This window comes from Streptomyces sp. MAR4 CNX-425 (assembly GCF_048656465.1).
Lineage (GTDB): Bacteria > Actinomycetota > Actinomycetes > Streptomycetales > Streptomycetaceae > Streptomyces.
Window position 1 is genome coordinate 254,470 of sequence record NZ_JBMDLF010000005.1, and the last position, 18,780, is coordinate 273,249.

18 protein-coding genes and 1 pseudogene are annotated in these 18,780 nt (G+C 72.7%); 5 read left to right on the forward strand and 14 right to left on the reverse strand.

All coding sequences use genetic code 11. The annotated features are described in order from the left end of the window. Positions 1 to 521: 521 nt before the first annotated feature. From pheA to ACHZ99_RS16725, 7 genes are all read right to left on the reverse strand, one after another. Entirely contained in the window at positions 522 to 1,457 is a 936-nt protein-coding gene (gene pheA / locus ACHZ99_RS16695) for a prephenate dehydratase (protein ID WP_420305389.1), read from the reverse strand. 201 nt (positions 1,458 to 1,658) lie between these two features. Next, entirely contained in the window at positions 1,659 to 2,999 is a 1,341-nt protein-coding gene (efeB, locus tag ACHZ99_RS16700) for an iron uptake transporter deferrochelatase/peroxidase subunit (protein ID WP_420305390.1), read from the reverse strand. Next, complete coding sequence (locus ACHZ99_RS16705; protein WP_420305391.1) at positions 2,996 to 5,119, reverse strand: copper resistance CopC/CopD family protein; 2,124 nt, start codon at positions 5,117 to 5,119, stop codon at positions 2,996 to 2,998. Before ACHZ99_RS16705 ends, efeB begins: the two co-directional genes overlap by 4 nt. 10 nt (positions 5,120 to 5,129) lie before the next feature. Further along, positions 5,130 to 5,645: a copper chaperone PCu(A)C gene (locus tag ACHZ99_RS16710; protein ID WP_420305392.1), complete on the reverse strand. Its 516-nt coding sequence runs from the start codon at positions 5,643 to 5,645 to the stop codon at positions 5,130 to 5,132. Continuing rightward, positions 5,642 to 6,313, reverse strand: a complete 672-nt coding sequence (locus tag ACHZ99_RS16715; protein ID WP_420305393.1) for an SCO family protein — start codon at positions 6,311 to 6,313, stop codon at positions 5,642 to 5,644. The genes ACHZ99_RS16710 and ACHZ99_RS16715 overlap by 4 nt, the downstream gene beginning before the upstream one ends. Before the next feature lie 85 nt (positions 6,314 to 6,398). Next, positions 6,399 to 7,145: a YcnI family protein gene (locus ACHZ99_RS16720; protein WP_420305669.1), complete on the reverse strand. Its 747-nt coding sequence runs from the start codon at positions 7,143 to 7,145 to the stop codon at positions 6,399 to 6,401. A 185-nt stretch (positions 7,146 to 7,330) separates the two neighbouring features. Then, complete coding sequence (locus ACHZ99_RS16725; RefSeq protein ID WP_420305394.1) at positions 7,331 to 8,170, reverse strand: hypothetical protein; 840 nt, start codon at positions 8,168 to 8,170, stop codon at positions 7,331 to 7,333. Positions 8,171 to 8,375: 205 nt separating this feature from the next. On the opposite strand from ACHZ99_RS16725, the gene ACHZ99_RS16730 reads away from it, so the two are divergent. Further along, positions 8,376 to 8,840, forward strand: a complete 465-nt coding sequence (locus ACHZ99_RS16730; RefSeq protein ID WP_420305395.1) for an ATP-binding protein — start codon at positions 8,376 to 8,378, stop codon at positions 8,838 to 8,840. A gap of 156 nt (positions 8,841 to 8,996) precedes the next feature. Here ACHZ99_RS16730 and metG read toward each other — a convergent pair whose 3' ends face one another. Beyond that, positions 8,997 to 10,721 carry a methionine--tRNA ligase gene (gene metG / locus ACHZ99_RS16735; protein WP_420305396.1) on the reverse strand — a complete coding sequence of 575 codons (1,725 nt, stop codon included), beginning with the start codon at positions 10,719 to 10,721 and terminating at the stop codon, positions 8,997 to 8,999. Between the two features lie 386 nt (positions 10,722 to 11,107). Between metG and ACHZ99_RS16740 the strand changes: the two genes are divergently transcribed. After that, the gene (locus tag ACHZ99_RS16740) at positions 11,108 to 11,242 is read left to right on the forward strand and encodes a hypothetical protein (RefSeq protein ID WP_420305397.1); all 135 of its coding nucleotides are present in this window, start codon (positions 11,108 to 11,110) and stop codon (positions 11,240 to 11,242) included. 123 nt (positions 11,243 to 11,365) lie between these two features. Here ACHZ99_RS16740 and ACHZ99_RS16745 read toward each other — a convergent pair whose 3' ends face one another. The 3 genes from ACHZ99_RS16745 to ACHZ99_RS16755 all read right to left on the reverse strand — a co-directional run bounded on the left by ACHZ99_RS16745 (position 11,366) and on the right by ACHZ99_RS16755 (position 13,729). Beyond that, positions 11,366 to 12,178, reverse strand: a complete 813-nt coding sequence (locus tag ACHZ99_RS16745; protein WP_420305398.1) for an SAM-dependent methyltransferase — start codon at positions 12,176 to 12,178, stop codon at positions 11,366 to 11,368. A gap of 106 nt (positions 12,179 to 12,284) precedes the next feature. Further along, positions 12,285 to 13,418, reverse strand: coding sequence for an ACR3 family arsenite efflux transporter (arsB, locus tag ACHZ99_RS16750; RefSeq protein WP_420305399.1), 1,134 nt, complete (start codon positions 13,416 to 13,418; stop codon positions 12,285 to 12,287). Next, on the reverse strand, positions 13,415 to 13,729 hold the full coding sequence (locus ACHZ99_RS16755; protein WP_420305400.1) for an ArsR/SmtB family transcription factor: 315 nt from the start codon (positions 13,727 to 13,729) through the stop codon (positions 13,415 to 13,417). The genes arsB and ACHZ99_RS16755 overlap by 4 nt, the downstream gene beginning before the upstream one ends. 76 nt (positions 13,730 to 13,805) lie before the next feature. On the opposite strand from ACHZ99_RS16755, the gene ACHZ99_RS16760 reads away from it, so the two are divergent. Further along, complete coding sequence (locus tag ACHZ99_RS16760) at positions 13,806 to 14,207, forward strand: arsenate reductase ArsC (RefSeq protein ID WP_420305401.1); 402 nt, start codon at positions 13,806 to 13,808, stop codon at positions 14,205 to 14,207. Between the two features lie 112 nt (positions 14,208 to 14,319). Here ACHZ99_RS16760 and ACHZ99_RS16765 read toward each other — a convergent pair whose 3' ends face one another. After that, entirely contained in the window at positions 14,320 to 14,916 is a 597-nt protein-coding gene (locus tag ACHZ99_RS16765) for a TetR family transcriptional regulator (protein WP_420305402.1), read from the reverse strand. A 94-nt stretch (positions 14,917 to 15,010) separates the two neighbouring features. On the opposite strand from ACHZ99_RS16765, the gene ACHZ99_RS16770 reads away from it, so the two are divergent. Continuing rightward, positions 15,011 to 16,054: an NAD(P)-dependent alcohol dehydrogenase gene (locus ACHZ99_RS16770; protein WP_420305403.1), complete on the forward strand. Its 1,044-nt coding sequence runs from the start codon at positions 15,011 to 15,013 to the stop codon at positions 16,052 to 16,054. A gap of 35 nt (positions 16,055 to 16,089) precedes the next feature. Continuing rightward, positions 16,090 to 16,200: pseudogene (locus tag ACHZ99_RS16775) on the forward strand (SAM-dependent methyltransferase); the annotation flags it as partial. A gap of 85 nt (positions 16,201 to 16,285) precedes the next feature. On the opposite strand, the gene ACHZ99_RS16780 reads toward ACHZ99_RS16775, so the two are convergent. Together ACHZ99_RS16780 and ACHZ99_RS16785 are read right to left on the reverse strand one after the other, a co-directional pair. Then, a complete protein-coding gene (locus tag ACHZ99_RS16780) occupies positions 16,286 to 17,263 on the reverse strand; it encodes a transporter substrate-binding domain-containing protein (RefSeq protein WP_420305404.1) in 978 nt (325 codons plus the stop codon). A 107-nt stretch (positions 17,264 to 17,370) separates the two neighbouring features. Further along, positions 17,371 to 18,735, reverse strand: coding sequence for a hypothetical protein (locus ACHZ99_RS16785; RefSeq protein WP_420305405.1), 1,365 nt, complete (start codon positions 18,733 to 18,735; stop codon positions 17,371 to 17,373). Positions 18,736 to 18,780 lie beyond the last annotated feature (45 nt).

The window sequence follows — 18,780 nt, forward strand, 5'->3', positions numbered from 1 at the left end:
AGGTTACCGGGGTTCGCGGACCGCCTCGCAGCCGATTTCCACCGCTGTGGATTTCCCGGCGCTTTGCGGCGAATAGACCGTTTTACGGGCCCCACTTCCCGGCGACCGAAGAAAAGGTGCGGGATGGTGCAATCGGGACATAAAGCCGGGCTAAGTCCGTGGCGCGCAGGGCAGTTGGGGCACGCTTTTCCACAGGTGGCCGGGGATCCGCAAAGTTATCCACAGGTGGGGAGGGCGGCCTGTGGAAGCCGGGGAAGATCGTTCCATGCGGCCGGTGCTGGCGCAGGAATTCCCCGATGTCGCCCCGGCTACACACCCTTTGGAGCGGAATTGCCTACCGCCTTGGAGTGGATCAAGAGAATTGCCGTGACGAGTAACCATCTCAGCTGCTGTATGCCGATAATCGGTCACCGTCGGTCACTAGACAGATTTGTCGACATTGCCCGTCCGGGCGCCGAAGTTATGCACAGCCAGGGCCCGCGCCCTGTGGATAACTCCGCGAACTGTGCACAGACCCCAGGTCAGGCGCGGCCGTCCAGACACCGCGTCAGCCAGTCCGAGGCCGCCGCGAAGGCCGTGTCCGACGTCCCCGCCCGCAGCGGCTGCACGTCCGCCTGCGCCAGCCCCGCGCGCGGGTACGAGCCGAGGAACCGCACCTGCGGGCAGACCCGCTTCAGCCCCATCAGCGCCTCGCCCACCCGGCGGTCCGTGATGTGCCCCTCGCAGTCCACCGAGAAGCAGTACCGCCCGATGCCCTCACCCGTCGGCCGCGACTCGATGCGCAGCAGGTTGACGCCCCGCACCGCGTACTCCTGCAACAGCTCCATCAGCGCGCCCGGGTGGTCCTCGCCGAGCCAGATGACGACCGACGTCTTGTCCGCACCCGTCGGCGCCGCCGGCCGCGCCGGGCGGCCGACGAGCACGAACCGGGTCTCGGCGTTCTCCGCGTCGTGGATGTCCGAGACCAGCGGCTCCAGCCCGTACACCGCCGCGGCGAACTCGCCCGCGAACGCCCCGTCCACCCGCCCCTCCTGCACCTGCCGCGCCCCGTCGGCGTTCGACGCCGACGACTCCCACACCGCGTCCGGCAGGTGCGCGGCCAGCCAGCGCCGCACCTGCGGCTGCGCCACCGGGTGCCCGGTGACGGTCTTGAGGTCCGCGAGCCGCGTCCCCGGCCGCACGAGCAGCGCGAACGCGATCGGCAGCAGCACCTCGCGGTAGATCATCAGCGGCTCGCCCAGCGCCAGCTCGTCCAGCGTGGCGGTGACGCCGCCCTCGACGGAGTTCTCGATCGGCACCAGCGCGCCCGCGGCCTCCCCGCCGCGCACCGAGTCCAGCACCGCGGGCACCGAGACCATCGGCACCAGCTCGCGCGTCGCCGCCTCGGGGAGGGTGCGCAGCGCGGCCTCGGTGAAGGTGCCTTCGGGGCCGAGATAGGTGAAGCGGCTGGCGGACATGGCGGCGGCTCCTCGTGCACGGTCGGGGGGACGGCCACGATACCCACGGGACGGGAGCGCGGGGTGCCCGTCCGGGTTACGGACGATCATGGACAGGCCCGTACGGTACGGACCGGGGCGGGCCCGCACCGTACGCACGGACAGCACCGGGCACACCCGTTCCGTACGGGATCCTTCTCTTTAAGGAGAAGGCCCGCCCGCTCAGCCCTCCAGCAGCCGCTGGCCCACGTACTCGCCCTCCCCGGCCCCGCCCGGCACCGCGAACAGCCCGCTCGCCTCGTGCCGCAGGAAGCGCGACAGCCCGTCGCCCCGGTCCAGCTTGCGCTGGACGGGCACGAAGCCGGTCAGCGGATCCGACTGCCAGGCGACGAACAGCAGCCCCGCGTCCGGCACCGGCCCGTCCCGGGTGTCCAGATAGCCGTCGTGGTACGAGAACGAGCGGCGCAGCATCGTCGCCCCGCCGTTCGACTCCGGCGCCGCCACCCGTACGTGCGCGTCCCCGGGGATGGCCAGCGATCCGTCCGCGCGTTGTTTGTTCATGTCGACCGGCGTCGACTCCTCCCCGCCCGACAGCGGGGCGCCGTCCGACTTGCGGCGGCCGATGACCCGCTCCTGCCGCTCCAGCGACAGGTGGTCCCAGGCGTCGAGCAGCATCCGGATCCGGCGGAAGACGGCGTACGAGCCGCCCGCCAGCCACTCCGGATTACTGTCCGCGGCGGCAAAGACGTGCCCGGCGAAGTCCGGGTCCCCGGGCTTGGGGTTGTTGGTGCCGTCGACCTGTCCCATGAGGTTGCGCGCGGTACGGGGCCGGTCGGTGGCGCCGGGGGTGCGGTTGAAGCCGCTCATCTGCCAGCGCAGCACCGCCGCGTCGCCGGCCCGGCGCTGGAGCGTACGCAGCGCGTCGAACGCCACGAGCCCGTCGTCGGCGCCGATCTGGAGCCACAGGTCGCCGTCGCTGCGCCTCTTGTCCAGCGCGTCGGCGGAGAACGGCGGCAGCGGGTCGAGCCCGGCGGGGCGCAGGGCGGCCAGGCCGGTGCGGTCGAAGAACGTGCGCCCGAAGCCGAACGTCACGGTCAGCGCCGCCGGCCCGGCGTCGAGCGCGCTGCCCGTGCCGTCCGCCGCCGCCCTGTCCCGGCCCTCGGCCAGCGCGCGGGCCGTCGCCGACCAGCGCTTGAGCAGCGCCGCCGCCTCCTTGCGGCCGGCGCCCGGGGCGAGGTCGAAGGCGGCGAAGTGGCCCGCGGCCTGCACCGGGGTGGTGATGCCCGCCTGGTGCGGGCCGTGGAACGGCACCCCGGTCACGCCGACCGCCGTCAGCGGCGTGGGCGGCTCGTCGCGCAGCGCCTCGGCGCCGGCGGCGCCGGAGGCCCCGCCGGCGAGGAGCCCCGCCGCACCGGCGGCGCCCGCGGCGCCGACGAGGCGGCGGCGGGAGACCGGGTACCGGGGGGCGGCGGTGCCGGTGTCTGTGTCTGTGTCCGTGCCGGTGCGGGGACCGGTGTCCGGGTCGGTGTTCGGTTTCGTACGGGAGGGGCGTGTCGAACTCACGGGATCGTCATTCTCTTCTCTTCCGTCACCTGGTCGATGGGCGACGTACGCACGGTCAGCTGCACGGTCCACTCCCCGGCCATCGGGAGCTGGACGGCGGTGGCGGCCCAGTGCCCCTTCTCGACGGGGACGACGGCGACGTCGAGGGGGCCGAGGTTCTTCTCTTCGAGGGTGAAGGCGAGTTTCAACTCGGGGACGTTCAGAAGCTGATTGTTCGCGTCGGTGACATAGATGTGCAGTTGATTCTCGCCCGCCCGCCCCGGGTCGACGGTGATCTCCGCGGTTCCGGCGCCGCCCTGCCCGCCGGTGTCGTACGGGATCCGCACCTTCACCGGCCCGGCCGGCTGCGCTTGCGCCTGCTCGGCCGCGGCCTGCTCGGTCTCGGCCCGGCCGGGCTGGGTGCCCGTCAGCAGGGTGACCACGGAGAGCAGTACGACGGCGAGGAAGGTCTCGACCAGGACGGACTGGCGCAGGCCGCGGCGCACGGGGTCGGAGTCGCGCTCCTTGCGCGCGCGGTTCGCGGCGACGGCGGCCCGCTGGCGGGCGAGCTGGGCGGCCCGGTCCGGGTCGTCGGCGGCCGCGCCGCCGCCCGCCTCCGCGCCGCCGCCCGCCTCCGCGCCGCCGCCCGCCTCCGCGGCGGCCGCGGCGGGCACGAGCGGCGCCTTCGCCGCCTCGTCGGCCTCCTGGGCGTCATCGGTCGCCGCCAGGCCCGTACCGGCGAGCTGCTGCGTCCAGCGCCGCGACGTCCACCCCGCGGTGACCAGCACCGCGACCAGCCCCAGCTTCACCAGCAGCAGCTGCCCGTATCCCGTGTCCGTCAGCGCGCCCCAGCTGCCGAGCCCGCGCCACGCCTGGTACAGCCCGGTCCCGGCGAGCACGGTCACCGACGTCAGCGCCAGCCGCGAGAAGCGGCGTATGACGTACGACGGGACCCGCGGGCCGAGGCGCAGGCTCAGCGCCAGCGAGGCCAGGCCGCCGAGCCAGACCGCGACGGCCAGCAGGTGAACCATCGTCATCGGCACGGCCAGCCACGGCTGGATGCCGGTGGAGGCGTGTTCGGCCATGCCCCAGGTCGCGGCGAGACCGACGGCGACCACGCCGCCGCCGATCCCGAGGCCGATGGCCAGGTCGCGGTCGCGGGCGGAGCCGGGACCGGCGCCGGTGCCGGTGTCGTCGGGGGTGTCGGCGTCGTCGGTGTCGTCCGCGGCGGGCTCGTCGTCCGTACCGGATTCCGCGTCCGCGCCCGTATCCGTTTCCCCGGCCCTCTCCGCGCCGGCCGCCGCCTCGCTCTCCCGCCCGTACATCCCGAACAGCACCGCCAGCACCACCGACGCCGCCCCCAGCAGCAGAAGGCGCGACAGCAGCGCCGTCCCCGGCCGGGTCTCCAGCACGTCGCGCACCGAGTCGAGCCCGAAGTCCGCGCCCGTGTACGGGCCGCGCAGCAGCAGCAGCGCCACGGTGGCGGCGAACAGCAGCACCCACCCCCCGCTCGCCACCCGCCGCACGACCCGGTAGCGCCCGCCGCACACGCCCGCGAAAACGGCGCCGCCGACGAGCAGCACGAAGCCCGCGTACGCGACGTAGCGCCCGGTGTCGTAGAGCGCCTGGGCGCTGCCGTTGTCCTCGCCCGCCTCGGACACCTCCACCGCCGTCTTCGACGGCTTGCCGACGGAGAAGGTGAACGCGCCGGAGATGGGGTGGCTGTCGGCCGAGACGGTCTTCCAGACCACGGTGTACGTGCCGTCCGGCAGCCCGGAGCGCAGCGCGGTCGTCGCCGTCGCGGCGTCGCCGTCGACGTGGCCGGCGGTGCCCTTGGTGACGTTGTCGCCGCCCGGGTCGAGGACGCGGATGGCGTCGTCGGCCAGCTGCACGGACTCGGAGAACGTCAGCGAGACGGCCGCCGGCGCCTCCTGCACCACCGAGCCCTCGGCGGGGTCGGTGCCGGTCAGCGCGGCGTGCGCCGCGGCGGGGGTGGCGCCGGGCACGAGGACGCACAGCACGGCGGCGACGGCGGCGCACAGCACGCCGGCCAGCCGCCCGCGGCGGGCCCGGCGTACGACGCGGGCCCGCCCGGACGGGGACGGGGACGAGGGCTGGGACGGGGGCTGGGACGGGGTCATGACACGCCTCTCACTTCGCGGGGCGGTACGTCGTCGGCCGCACCGGAACCTCGACCTCGATCGGCTCCGACGTGGCGAAGTGCAGCACGGAGGACACCTTCTCGCCCACCTCCGGTCTGCGGTCCAGCTTCTCCAGCATCAGATGCGCGCCCCCGCGGGCGAGGGTCAGCTCGCCTCCCCCGCCGACTACGCCCTCATTGGCGGGGGTACCCCCACTCGCGGGCACGTCGAGGCCGTCGACGGCGCGCATCCGCTCGCCCTCGCTGGTGTGCAGGGTGACGTCGGCGGCCAGGTCGGTGCTGACGGCGGTGAGCCGGTCGTCGGCGGCACCGTCGTTGCGTACGGTCAGATAGCCCGCGGCGAGGTCCTTCAGCACCGGCCGCGGCACGAAGCCGCCCTCGGCGCGCAGCCGCGGGCCGTCCCCGGACCGCGAACCGGAGTCGTCGCCGGCGGAACACGCGCTCAGGCCCAGCGCCAGCGCCAGTGCGACCGCCGCGACGGGTGCCGTGGAGCGCGTACTGCTCACGGGATCTGTCCCTTGACCAGCTTCGGCATGTCCTTGGTGTACTGCTGGGGCGTCACCCCGGCGAGATACACGACGTGCGCCTTGTCGTCCTTCGGCGAGAACGCCAGCACCGACGCGCCGTGGCTGACGGTGATGCTGCCGTCCTTCTCCTTGACGGGCTTCTCCAGGTGCACGCCGACGCTCCGCGCGGCCTTCGCGATCGTCTCGTAGTCGCCGGTGAGGCCGATGAAGTCCTTGTCCATGGCGTCGAGCCACTTGCGCATCCGGCTCGGGGTGTCGCGCTTCGGGTCGCTGCTGACCATGACGACCCGGAGCTTCTCCTGCTCGGCCTCGGGCAGCTTTTGCTTGGCGATGGCGAGGTCGCTCATCGTCGTGGGGCAGACGTCGGGGCAGTTGGTGTAGCCGAAGAAGAGGAGGGTGGGCCGGCCGGCGGTCTCGGCGACGAGGTCGAACTTCTCGCCCTCGGTGTCGGTGAGGACGAGCTCCGGCTTCTTCTTGGGAACGTCGAGGACGACGCCGGGCTTGGAGCTGCCGCCGGAGACCTCGAAGGCGGACTTGGCGGCGCCGTCGCCGGAGCCGGAGTCGGAGCCGCAGGCGGTGAGGGTGAGGGCCGCGGCGGCGGTGAGGGCCGCGGCGGCGTAGGCGGTGCGGGTACGGGTTGTGCGCATGCTGTGTCCCTTGAGGGGTCGGGCGGCCCGGCCGGGGTCGCCGGCCGGGCCACCTGCGTATCGCGAAGGTGGTGCGGAGGTGCTGCTACTGCGCCGCGGACGAACCGCCCGCGCCGCCGCGCCGCCGCGACAGCGCGCCGAACGCGACGCCGGCGGCGCCGAGCGCGATACCGACGACGGCCAGCGTGCGGGCCGTCGTGTCGGAGGAGCCGTCGTCGTCGGCGGCCGTGTCGTCGGTGCCGGAGCCGGCCTCGTCGGCGTCGGTGGCGGCGGGCTCGGTGTCGTCGCCGTTCCCGGCGTCGCCGGCCGCCTCGGCCGGCTCCAGGGCCAGCACGGGCGCCGGGCTCTCCGGCTCCTCGGCGCCCTCCTCGGGCACCTCGATCCAGCGCACGACCTCGCCGCTGTCGTACGTCTGGATGGCCTTGAACACCAGCCGGTCGGCGTCCTCGGGGAGGGCGCCCATGGAGACCGGGAACTGCTGGAACGTGCCCGGCTCGACCTTCCCGCCGGACCAGGTGACCTTGCTGGGCGCCTCGGTGATCTTCTCGCCGTGCGACTCGATCGGGGTGTCCAGCTCGGCCTGCTCCACCTTCACGTCCCAGCCGGGCACCGGCTGGGGCATGACGGACGTCAGCGGGTGGTCGGTCGGGAGGGTGACCTCCAGCTTGACGGTGGACGCGTCGTCGCGCTCGTTGGGCACCTTGAAGTTGACGGTGGCGTACCCGCCCTGCTCGGCCTCGCCGGGGTCGATGCTGACGTGCGCGGCGGCCGGTCCGGCGGCGACGAGGACGGCGCCGGCGGCGAGGGCCGTACCGACGGACATACGCCGCATACGGGATGACTTCATGAGTGACACACTCCGGTTGCTCTGGATGGATGAGGTGGGGTGGCGCGTGCGGCGGTGCCGCGACCACCCGCTCATCCGGGACCGGCGGGCCGCGCCCGCGCCCGCCCGTGTCGACGTCCGTACGGGGGGTGTGGCGGGGCGTGCACCGGAACCGGAGAGGTGCCGTCGCGTCAGGCCGCGAGGGCGAGCGCCGGGGGCCCGCGCCGTACGACGGCGTGCTGCAGGGCGCGTACGGTACGGGCCGTCTGCCCGTCGTACGCCGTCGCCGCCCCTGGGCGCACGGCCGGGCGGCCGGCGTCGTCGAGCCCGGTGGCGAGCACGCGCGCGTAACGCACGGCGGCGCGGAGCGGCGCGAGGCCGACGCGGGTGGCGGCGGCGAGGCGCAGGAGGGTGGTGACGGCGGCGTCGCCGCGGCGCAGCAGCCAGCCGGCGAGGAGGGCGGCGAGAAAGTGCCCGATGATCATCGACGGGGAGTACGTGGAGATGTGGAACGCGGCGCCGAGGCCCTCGCCTATCCCGCCGCCGTGCCCGACGTGCGCGCCGGCGCCCCCGGCAAGGCCGGAGTCCGGGTCGAGGCCGGCGCCGGCGACGATCTCGCGGGCCCGGCCCTCGGTGAGGTTCATGGCGGCGTCGTTGCACAGCACCCGGCGGGCCAGCTCGACGGCGGCGTCGCCGCCCCCGCCACCGCCCCCGGACACCCCCGCGCCGGAGCCCGCAACCGCCCCCGCGGCACCGGCGGCGCAGTGCTGCCCGAGCCCGTAGACCCCGTGCAGCCCGGTCTGCCCCACCGCCAGCAGCGCCGCGATCCCGGACAGCGACCGCTCCCGCCCGGCCAGCGGCGCGGCCACCGCGAACACCAGCGCCGCCGCGACCCCGAGCGCCCACAGCGGCACCGTCTGATCCGACGCCAGCAGGTGCCCCCCGGCGGACAGCACGACGCAGACCGCGGTGAACACCGCGGCCCGCAGAAGACGCAGCTCCGTACCGGCGGAGGCGTGAGGGGCAGCCATGGCGGCCGCCATCATCTCACCGCGGGGCCGCACCGGCCCGGCGGGGGCGCCGAAAAGCGCCATCCGCGCGTTGTCATGTCCCACCCCCAGGTGCGGAAGAAACCACTCCGCCGAATGAGGGTTCTCACGCAACTCGCGTGCTTACGGTGCCGACACAAGGGTTATACGTACCGTATGTCGGGGTGGCGGCCAGGAGGCTGAACGCATGAGCATGTGGTGGTCCCTGCGACTGCGCCGGGAGGCGGCCAGCGTCCCGCTCGCCCGCCGCCTGCTGGTCGGCGCGATGGAGACGGCCGGGGTGGACCCCGACGTCGCCTTCGACCTCGCCCTGGCCCTCACCGAGGCGTGCGCCAACGCCGTCGAACACGGCGGCACCGCCGCCGGCGAGGACTACCGCGTCACCGCCTACTTCGACGGCGACCGCTGCCACATCGAGGTCATCGACTCCGGCCCCGGCTTCGCCGCCCCCACCCCACCCCCCGAAACCCCCGCCACCCGCCCCACGGTCCCACCCCCCACCGACACCGGCGCGGAGGGCGGCCGGGGCCTGTTCCTGATCGCCGAGCTGAGCGACCACGTCGACATCCGCGACCGCCCGGGCAGCGGCGCGGTGGTGAGCTTCGACAAGATCCTCAAATGGCGCGAGGACGCCCCGCTCCAGGCGGCGTGACCGGCTCTCTGGTGATCAACGACGGGACCACCACCGGCCCCGGCCGAGTGGCGCCCTGCCCGTCGATCCGAGTGCTCTCCGCTCCGGCTGCCAGGGCAGCCTCGACACCCCGGCGGGGCGGCGAAAGCCGGGATCATGGCATCGCAGGCAGTCCGGTCAGGCGTCCGGAGCTCCGCCGAAGCGCTCACGGTAGGACTCCAGGTCCTCCTCCGTGATCTTCGTGAAGAGCACCGGCGGCACCGTGAACGCGGTGCCGGCCGGGACGGCGTCCAGTACCGTGGCCTGCTCGGCGGTCACCCAGGTCGCGGTGTCGTTCTCCAGGCCGAAGGCCCCGCGCATGGCGGCGGCCGTGGCCGGAATGAACGGCTCGGAGACGACCGCGTACAGGTGGATCAGGTTCATCGCGGTGCGCAGGGTCAGCGCGGCACCGTCGGCGTCTGCCTTGATCTCCAGCCAGGGAGCCTTCTCCTCCAGGTACGAGTTGCCCGCGGACCACAGGGCACGCAGGGCGGCAGCGGCCCTCCGGAACTGGAGCGCCTCCATCTGCTCCTCGTACTCGGCCAGCAGCCGCGCGATCTCCTCGCCCAGCTTCGCCTCCGCCTCGCCGGCGGCGCGACCGGCCGGGACCTCGTCGCCGAAGCGCTTCCGGGAGAAGGACAGCACGCGGTTGACGAAGTTGCCGAGGGTGTCGGCCAGGTCCTTGTTCACCGTGGCGGTGAAGTGCTCCCAGGTGAACGACGAGTCATCCGACTCGGGGGCGTTGGCGATCAGGAAGTAGCGCCAGTAGTCACCGGGCAGGATCTCCAGGGCCGCGTCCGTGAAGACGCCGCGCTTCTGTGAGGTGGAGAACTTGCCTCCGTAGTAGGTCAGCCAGTTGAAGCCCTTGACGACGTCGACCTTCTTCCACGGCTCCCGCACACCGAGTTCGGTGGCCGGGAACATCACGGTGTGGAACGGGACGTTGTCCTTGGCCATGAACTGCGTGTACCGGACGGTGTCGTCGGCCTCGTACCACCAGGACTTCCAGTCGCGGATCTCGCCGTCCGGCGCGGCGTCCGCCCACTCCTTCGTCGCGCCGATGTACTCGATCGGGGCGTCGAACCAGACGTAGAAGACCTTGCCCTCGGCCGCGAGCCCAGGCCAGGTGTCGGCCGGGACGGGCACGCCCCAGTCCAGGTCGCGGGTGATGGAGCGGTCGTTCAGGCCCTCGGTCAGCCACTTCCGGGCGATGGACGTGGACAGATGCGGCCACGCGTCGCTGACGGTGGCGATCCACTCCTCGACCTCGTGCTGGAGCTTGGACTGCAGCAGGAAGAGGTGCTTGGTCTCGCGGACCTCCAGGTCAGTGGAGCCGCTGACCGCCGAGTGCGGGTTGATCAGATCGGTCGGGTCGAGCACACGGGTGCAGTTCTCGCACTGGTCGCCGCGGGCCTTGTCGTAGCCGCAGTGCGGGCAGGTGCCCTCGACGTAGCGGTCCGGCAGGAAACGGCCGTCGACGGGCGAGTACACCTGGTGCACCGCGCGCTCCTCGATGAAGCCGTTCTCGTTCAGCTTGCGCGCGAAGTGCTGCGTGATCTCGGCGTTCTGCTGTGAGGAACTGCGCCCGAAGTGGTCGAAGGCCAGCTCGAACCCGTCGTACACGGCCCTCTGCGCGTCGTGGGCCTGGGCGGAGAACTCGGCGACAGACAGCCCGGCCTCCTTGGCGGCCAGCTCGGCCGGCGTGCCGTGCTCGTCGGTGGCGCAGATGTACAGGACGTCATGACCGCGCTGACGGAGGTACCGGGAGTACACATCCGCCGGAAGCATCGACCCGACCATGTTGCCCAGGTGCTTGATCCCGTTGATGTAGGGAAGCGCGCTGGTTACCAGGTGTCGAGCCATCCTCGGATGCTCCATTTCGTGCGTATGGCGCCGGCGACAGTGCCACGGCGGGCCCAAGTCGGGAGGCTGCAGCCGATGCGATGCGAGCACTCAGATCGCCCACTGATGTCACACACCGTGACGAAACGGGTCTGCAAGCCGCCGTCATCGTATCGAACCGGAGGTCTGCTCAGCCCGTGGGTTTTCCGGTCGGCGCGAGCCGCGTTCGCAAAACGCTCGGCCGTCCGAGACAGGCGGCCAAGCGAGTCCCGTACGGCCGAGGCGCCACCCATCTTAGAGCCACCGCTGACGCTCATCCCGGTGCGGCATGTGCGTGCCTCGGGGTGCTGGTGTGGTCGGCGGGCAGATGACGACGAGGGGCCGCAAGCTTTATGGGATCTGTACGGATGCCGCCTCGTACTTCGTACAGCTCGCGTTCCTACCTTGGCCCCGGCAAGACCAAGACCGTCGACGCCGAGATCGAGAACGGCCCCATGGGCGCCATCACGGCCGTCCAGGTCACCCGGGTGAACCTGACCTGACCGGTCTCCACACCTCCGTGGCCGTCCCGCCTCGTCCCAGCCGCGGCGGGGTCCCCCGCGCCGGACCATGGCGTTCGGCAGCCGCGCGTGCCCGCTCCTCAGGGGCCGGGCCGCTCCCGCGTGTCACGCCGGCGGTTTGCGGGCCACGGCGCCGAACTGCGGGACCACGGCGGGCTCGCCGAAGGCGTTGGGCTCCGGGCGCCACTGGGCACACGAGACGATCCCCGGCTCCAGCAGGTCGAGGCCGTCGAAGAACCGCGTGACCTCTTCGCGGCTCCTGGCGGTGATCGGCGGGGTGGCGTTCTCGTTCCAGAACTTCATCGCCGCCACGTTGCCCTCGCCGCCCAGTTCCACCGTGGGATGGGTGAGCACCAGGTAGCTGCCGGGCGGTGCCGCGTCCACCAGCTCCCGTACGACTCTTTGCGCGTCGTCGTTGTCGAGGATGAAGTTGAGGATCCCCAGCATCATGACCGCCACCGGCTGACCGAAGTCGAGGGTGCGCGCGGCCTCGCGCAGGATCACCTCGGGTTCGTGGGCGTCGGCGGCGAGGTAGTCGGTGGCCCCCTGCGGGGTGCTGGTGAGCAGGGCGCGGGCGTGGGTGAGGACGAGGGGGTCGTTGTCGACGTAGACGATCCGGGACGACGGCGCTACCTGCTGGGCGACCTCGTGGGTGTTGTTCGCGGTCGGCAGGCCGGTGCCGATGTCCAGGAACTGGCGTATCCCCGCCTCGCCGGCGAGGTATCGCACCGCGCGGCCGAGGAACACCCGGTCGGCGCGGGCCACGTCGCGGATGACGGGGAACATGCCCGCCACGTGGTCGCCCACCTGGCGGTCGACCGCGTAGTGGTCCTTGCCGTTCAGCCAGTGGTTCCAGACGCGGGCGTTGTGCGCCACGCTCGCGTCCACCGGACCGCTCGCTTCCGGGCCTTCCTCCATCGTCCGCCTCCCCTGGCCGAATCCGCCGACGCCATTGTGCTCCACGGGCCCGTGCGCCCGCTCCTCACCCTCACCGCGAGCCCGGTCGGGGTCCGAGGGCGTTCGGTCAGGCCGTACCCCGCGGTGCGGCCTCCGCGGACGTCGCGGCGGGGGTGAACTTCCGGCGCCAGGCGAGGGAGACGTAGACCAGGGCGACGAGGACGGGGACTTCGATGAGGGGGCCGACGACGCCGGCGAGGGCCTGGCCGGAGGTGACGCCGAAGGTGGCGATGGCGACGGCGATGGCGAGTTCGAAGTTGTTGCCCGCGGCGGTGAAGGCGAGGGTGGCGGTGCGGTCGTAGGCCAGGCCGATCGACTTGCCGAGGGCGAAGGTGCCGAACCACATCAGCGCGAAGTACGCCAGCAGCGGCAGCGCGATGCGGGCGACGTCGAGCGGCTGCGAGGTGATCGTCTCGCCCTGGAGGGCGAAGAGCAGCACGATTGTGAAGAGCAGCCCGTACAGCGCCCAGGGGCCGATACGGGGCAGGAACCGGGACTCGTAGCTCTGCCGCCCCAGCTTCCGCTCGCCGATGCGGCGGGTGAGGAAGCCGGCCAGCAGCGGGACTCCGAGGAAGATGACGACGTTGAGCGCGATCTTCCACATCGAGATGTCGAGGCTTTCGCCGTCGCCGAGGCCGAGCCAGCCGGGGAGGAGGTCGAGGTAGAACCAGCCGAGGAGGCCGAAGGCCAGGACCTGGAAGAGGGAGTTGAGGGCGACCAGGACGGCGGCGGCCTCGCGGTCGCCGCAGGCCAGGTCGTTCCAGATGATGACCATCGCGATGCAGCGGGCGAGGCCGACGATGATCAGTCCGGTGCGGTACTCGGGCAGGTCGGGCAGGAAGATCCAGGCGAGGGCGAACATCACCGCCGGGCCGGCGAGCCAGTTGACCACCAGGGAGGAGACCACGAGGCGCCGGTCGCCGGTGACGGCGTCGAGGCGGTCGTAGCGGACCTTGGCCAGCACCGGGTACATCATGATCAGCAGGCCGAGGGCGATGGGCAGCGAGATGCCGCCGATCTCCACCTTCGCCAGCGCGTCGTCCAGCCCGGGAACCGCCCGGCCCAGCCCGAGGCCGGCGGCCATGGCCAGCAGGATCCACACGGCCAGGAAGCGGTCCAGGGTGGACAGCCGGGCGACGACGCTCGCGCCGTCCTCCCGGGACGGCGCGCCGGCGGGGCCGGTGGCTCGGGCGGTGGTCACGGGCAGGCCCTCTTCCGGTCGGCGGCGGCGGTGGTGCGCGCGGTGGCGGCGAGCCGGGTGAACGCGCCGGCCATGCCTTCGATGACCTCCGGGCGCAGCTTGTAGTACGTGAAGCGCCCGCACGGCTCCGTCTCCACCACGCCGGCCTCGCGCAGCACCCGCAGGTGGTTGGACAGGTTCGTCTGCCGCGCGCCCGTCTCCTCGACCAGGTGCGTGGTGCACAGCGTCTCCACGGCCAGGAGCTCGACGATCCGGAGCCGGAGGGGGTCGGCCAGCGCCCTGATCACTTCAGTATCGACTGACGTCAGCATGGGCTGATACTGTCACATCAGGCGAAGCTGATGCCACCCCGCTCCGCCGTCGTGCGATGAGGGAGACGAGACCGCGATGCCCGACAAGCCCACCGTCCTGTTCGTCTGCGTCCACAACGCCGGCCGCTCCCAGATGGCCGCCGCCTGGCTCACCCACCTCGCCGGCGACCGCGTCGAGGTCCGCTCCGCGGGCTCCGCCCCCGCCGACAGCGTCAACCCCGCCGTGGTCGAGGCGATGCGCGAGGCCGGGATCGACATCGCCCACGAGCAGCCCAAGGTCCTCACCGTCGACGCCGTGCAAGCCTCCGACGTCGTCATCACCATGGGCTGCGGCGACGCCTGCCCGGTCTTCCCCGGCAAGACCTACCTCGACTGGAAGCTCGACGACCCGGCGGGCCAGGGCGTCGAGGCCGTACGTCCCATCCGCGACGAGATCCGCACCCGCGTCGAGGGCCTGATCGCCGACATCGCCCCGTGAGGGAGTGAGCGGGGGGCCGCGGACGCGGAGGTGGCCGGATCCGAGGCGGGGGGCCGTACGGCGCGGGCCCTCAGCCCGGGTTCGCGGGCCGCGCGCGGTCGCCTCGGTGTGCTCAGGCTCCCCGGTCCGGAGCGACGGCACGTCGTACGCAGTCGTGGAGCAGGGCGCGCCGCCGGTCGTGCGCGTCCGCGGGCTCGTCGGCGGAGGCGGCGTAGACGTTGCTCACGGGCGACCAGGCCATGGACATGGCGATGACCAGGGCCATCACGTCGAAGGGGTCTCCCTGCCTGACGCGCCCGGCGGCCTGGGCCTCCGCGATGGCGCGGAGTTTGTGGTCGTCGTAGCGGTCGTGGTCCGCCACGAGATTCCCGGTCGGGCGCCGCTCCAGGCGGGCCCAGGTTGCGAGCCGGATCAGATCCGGACGGCTGAGGTACTCGTCGTAGAGGCGCACCGCCCAGTCGGCGAGGTCCGTGGCGTCGATGGGGACGACATTGGTGATCCGCTCCAGTGAGGCGAAGAAGATCGCGTCGAAGAGCGCGTCCTTGTTGCCGAAGTAGCCGTAGAGCTGCGCCTTGTTGGTGCGCGCGGCGGCGATGATCCGCTCGATGCGCGCGCCGGCGATGCCGTGCTGGGCGAATTCCCGGGTGGCGGCGTCGACGATGCGCTGGTACGTCGCGGCTCCGCGGCTGCTGGATGGCTGGGCAGGCATGCCCCGAAGCCTACAGACCGACTCGTCTGTTTGCTTCTCGGCTCCCGTGCGCTTACGGTCAAACAGACCGAACAGTCTGTCTGAGGAGATCGTGATGCGCCCTACGACCGGATGGCGCGCGGACAGCGCGACGCGGACCCTGCGCCGGGCGCCGCTGGAGCGGCGGGACCTGCGGCCGGACGACATCGCGGTACGTGTCGAGTACTGCGGCGTCTGCCACACGGACCTCCACGCGCTGCAAGCGCACCGGAGCGACGCGAACGGCGTGCTCGTCCCCGGGCACGAGTTCACCGGGGTGGTCACCGATGCCGGCAGCGCCGTTTCCGGCTTCGCTCCGGGCGCCCCCGTGGCCGTCGGCAACATCGTCGACTCGTGCGGCGTCTGCCGCATGTGCCGGGCCGGGCAGGAGAACTTCTGCCGGAGCTTCCCGACGCTGACCTACGGCGGAGCCGACCGGCAGGACGGCACGACCACGCTGGGCGGGTACTCCCGCGAGTACGTCGTGAGCCATCGGTTCGCCCACCACCTCCCCGCGGGCCTCGACGCGGCCGCCGCGGCCCCCCTGCTCTGCGCCGGGGTCACCGTCTGGGAACCGTTGCGGGCGCTCGGAGTGGGGCCGGGCAGCACCGTCGCCGTGGCCGGACTGGGCGGCCTGGGGCACCTCGCGGTCAAGATGGCGACCGCGCTCGGCGCCACGACCACCGTCATCAGCCGGACCCCGGACAAGGCCGGCGAAGCGCGCGGCCTGGGGGCGCAGGAATTCGTCCTGTCCACCGACTCCGAGCAGACGGAGGCGAACCGCGACCGGTTCGACGTGGTCGTCGACACCATCTCCGCCCCCCACGACCCGGCCCCGTACCTGCGGATGACCGCCATGGACGGCACCCTCAGCCACCTCGGCCACCTCGGGCCGGTCACCGTGGACACCTTGGACCTGCTCATCGGCCGCAAGAAGCTCAGCTCCGCCGGCAGCGGCGGCCGCCCCTCCACCGCGGCCATGCTGCGCTTCTGCGCCGAACACGACATCACCGCGGACATCGAACTGCTGCCGTCGTCCCAGGTGAACAGCGCCCTCGAACGCCTGGAGCGCAACGACGTCCGCTACCGCTTCGTGCTCGACATGTCGGACCTGGATTGAACGACGTGCCCTGAGTCCCATCGACTAGGTTGTGGTTCCCGAGCATTGCCTCCATCGCCCGTCAGCAGCGGTCCTTCCTCGCCCGCGCGGTCTCCTTCCTGGTCCACGAGGCGGGCGTACGGCAGTTCCTGGACATCGGAACCGGACGGGCAGGCGTCCTTGAGCGCGGGCGGGACGGCCCGCGGGTACGGGGCCGGGCGGGGCCGGGTGTCGCGGGGGTGTGCGGCGGGGTCAGCCGTACTGGGGGGACGGGGGCTGGGCCGCGCCCAGCCAGTCCTTGAGCCACCGGTCGTAGCTCTCCTGCCACGCGCCCCCTCGGGCCTCTTCCAGGGCCGCGTTGACCACCCGCAGCAGGTCGTCCGACCCGTCCTTGACCGCGATGCCGTAGGAGACCTCGCCGACCTGCTGCCCGACCAGGCGGGTGCCGTCCTCCTGGGCGGCCATGCCCGCGGCGAGCCCGCTGTCGGTCAGGACCGCGTCCGCGCGGGAGAGCTGAAGCAGCATCAGGCAGTCCAGGGCGTTGGTCCGCCCCCGCATCCAGGCGCCGTGCTCCTCCTGGCCCGCGCCGCTCAGCAGCTCGTAGCCGCTGGAGCCGTAGGCGGTGCACACCGTCTTGCCCTTGAGGGTGTCGTTGAAGCCGGTGATGTCGGAGTGCTCGGGGACCAGGACGAGCTGCCCGGTCTCGAAGTAGGGGCTGGAGAAGTCCACGGCGGGCTCCTCCGGGGTGCCCTGGAGCGCCTGACAGGTGATCGGCATGGCCTGCACCAGGACGTCCACCTCGCCCTCCGCCAGGGCCTGCTGGCGGCGGTCGATCGGCACGGTGCGGAACTCCACCGCCCCGGGGTCGCCGAGCAGGGCACCGGCCAGCAGCTTGACCAGGTCGATGTCGAAGCCCTTCAGCTCGCCCTCGGCGTCGCGGTGGCTCCACAGGTAGCTGTTCTGCGCCACCCCGGCGATCAGCCTGCCCCGGTCCTTGATCTCCTGGACGGCGGGCCCGTTCTGGCTGCCGGTCTCCGGGTCCGGGCTCACCTGGAGGTCGCAGTCCTCCCCGGCGGGCGTCGCCTGCCCGGGGGCCTGCGCCGGCAGGCCCGCCTGCGCCGCGGACGGCGCTCCCGCCGCCGGTTCGCGCTGCGGTGCGGCGCCGCTGACCGCGGCGACGGCCACCAGCGACGCGGCGGCCAGCCACGCCGCGGCCCAGCCCCCGGCCACGCGGCGCCGGTCGCGCGGCGGCGGGGCGCCCGGTGCCGTACCGCCGGGCCCTGATACCGCGTTCCCCACTGCCGTCGCCTCCCTCGTCCCGACGCGGTCGCCGGCGGTCACCGGTACTCCGCCAGCCGCTTGCCGACGCCCAGGATCACGCCGGCCACCCCGAGCAGGCAGAGCGCCGCGCCGCCGACGGGCAGCCCGGTGAGCGCGCCGCGTGCGTTCTCGACCTGCTCCTGGAACTGCTTCCGCTCGTGGTCCACCGCCGCGGCGAGCTTGCCGTCCATAGCGGCGAAGCTGGCCTCGGTGGTGTCCTCGACGGTCTCGCCGCCGGACTCGCCGCCGATGGTGCGGGTCACGGCGTCCTCGTGGTGGCCCAGGTCGTCCTGCCTCCGGACCTGGTCGTGCAGCTTCTTCCAGTCCTTCAGCTCCGCCCAGGCGTCCGTCACCAGATCCTGCCCGGCCGCGTCCTCGGCCTGCCCCCTGGAGCGCTGCATGAGCCGCTGGCCCTTGTCCTTGTCGTCCATGGCGCCGGCCCAGTAGTCGAACTCCCGGGAGTACGCGGCGCCCTCTCCCCGCGCCACCAGGGCCATGTTCTCGCTCGCACGGGCCTTCAGACCGGCGATCCGGGACTGGGTCAGCAGCTGCACCGAGGCCGAGCCGTGGGTGTCGGAGTCCGCCAGCGAGGAACGGGTCACGGAGTGTCCCCCCGCCATCCAGACCAGCGAGACCAGCACCGCCGCGGCCGCCGCCACCAGGCCCAGGTTGAGCCGCCGGTTGGTGGCCAGATAGAGCCGGTACGAGTAGAAGCCGATCACCGCCAGGACGAGCAGCCCGGCGCCGTAGGCGGCCCAGGGCGGCGCGGAGGCGTCGGCGCGGATCGCGGCCATCCGCCGGGTCTCCGCGTGGTACATGTCCTCGGCCGCCGGGAGCATGGTGGAGCGCATCTGCTCCGAGGCGTAGCGCATGTAGGAGTTGGCGACCGGCTTGTTCTCCCGGTTGGCGGAGCGGGCCGCCTCCACCAGGGCGGTGTAGCCGGGCAGTTCCTTGTTCAGGATGGTGATCTGCCGCTGCGCGGCGAAGGAGTCACCGGTGCGTCCCGCCGCCTTGGAGAGCAGCCGGGAGGCGGTGCGGATGTTCGACTGGTAGGCGACGCGGTCCGCGTGGGACTCCTCGCTGCCCCGCAGGAAGCCCGCCGCGGCGGTGGCGTCCGCGTCCGCCAGCGAGCGGTATATCTCCCCCACGTCCGCGCTCAGCGGCGCGGACCGCTCCGCCAGCTCGCGGGCCGACGTCTGCCGCTCGTACACGGACGTGGCCAGCAGTGCTCCGAAGAGCACCGTCACCAGGGTCATGACCAGTGCCGCCAGCCGCAGCCGGGCGGGTGGCGTACCCGTCCCGACGACCTTCACCACGGCGGAGGCCGCGACCCGCGCCCTCCCGGTCCGCTCCTCCGGAACTGTCTGAACGGCCGCACTCATCGGTGCGGACACTTGCGCGGATGTATCTGATCCGGACGTGCCCCC

Bases quoted from the DNA above. Each gene is read 5' to 3' on its own strand.
- metG (WP_420305396.1), bottom strand. From the start codon at position 10,721: ATGGCTCGACACCTGGTAACCAGCGCGCTTCCCTACATCAACGGGATC.
- ACHZ99_RS16765 (WP_420305402.1), bottom strand. From the start codon at position 14,916: ATGCCTGCCCAGCCATCCAGCAGCCGCGGAGCCGCGACGTACCAGCGC.
- ACHZ99_RS16760 (WP_420305401.1), top strand. From the start codon at position 13,806: ATGCCCGACAAGCCCACCGTCCTGTTCGTCTGCGTCCACAACGCCGGC.
- ACHZ99_RS16770 (WP_420305403.1), top strand. From the start codon at position 15,011: ATGCGCCCTACGACCGGATGGCGCGCGGACAGCGCGACGCGGACCCTG.
- ACHZ99_RS16785 (WP_420305405.1), bottom strand. From the start codon at position 18,735: ATGAGTGCGGCCGTTCAGACAGTTCCGGAGGAGCGGACCGGGAGGGCG.
- ACHZ99_RS16745 (WP_420305398.1), bottom strand. From the start codon at position 12,178: ATGGAGGAAGGCCCGGAAGCGAGCGGTCCGGTGGACGCGAGCGTGGCG.
- ACHZ99_RS16725 (WP_420305394.1), bottom strand. From the start codon at position 8,170: ATGGCTGCCCCTCACGCCTCCGCCGGTACGGAGCTGCGTCTTCTGCGG.
- ACHZ99_RS16715 (WP_420305393.1), bottom strand. From the start codon at position 6,313: ATGCGCACAACCCGTACCCGCACCGCCTACGCCGCCGCGGCCCTCACC.
- ACHZ99_RS16705 (WP_420305391.1), bottom strand. From the start codon at position 5,119: ATGACCCCGTCCCAGCCCCCGTCCCAGCCCTCGTCCCCGTCCCCGTCC.
- ACHZ99_RS16740 (WP_420305397.1), top strand. From the start codon at position 11,108: ATGCCGCCTCGTACTTCGTACAGCTCGCGTTCCTACCTTGGCCCCGGC.
- pheA (WP_420305389.1), bottom strand. From the start codon at position 1,457: ATGTCCGCCAGCCGCTTCACCTATCTCGGCCCCGAAGGCACCTTCACC.
- ACHZ99_RS16720 (WP_420305669.1), bottom strand. From the start codon at position 7,145: ATGCGGCGTATGTCCGTCGGTACGGCCCTCGCCGCCGGCGCCGTCCTC.
- ACHZ99_RS16730 (WP_420305395.1), top strand. From the start codon at position 8,376: ATGAGCATGTGGTGGTCCCTGCGACTGCGCCGGGAGGCGGCCAGCGTC.
- ACHZ99_RS16755 (WP_420305400.1), bottom strand. From the start codon at position 13,729: ATGCTGACGTCAGTCGATACTGAAGTGATCAGGGCGCTGGCCGACCCC.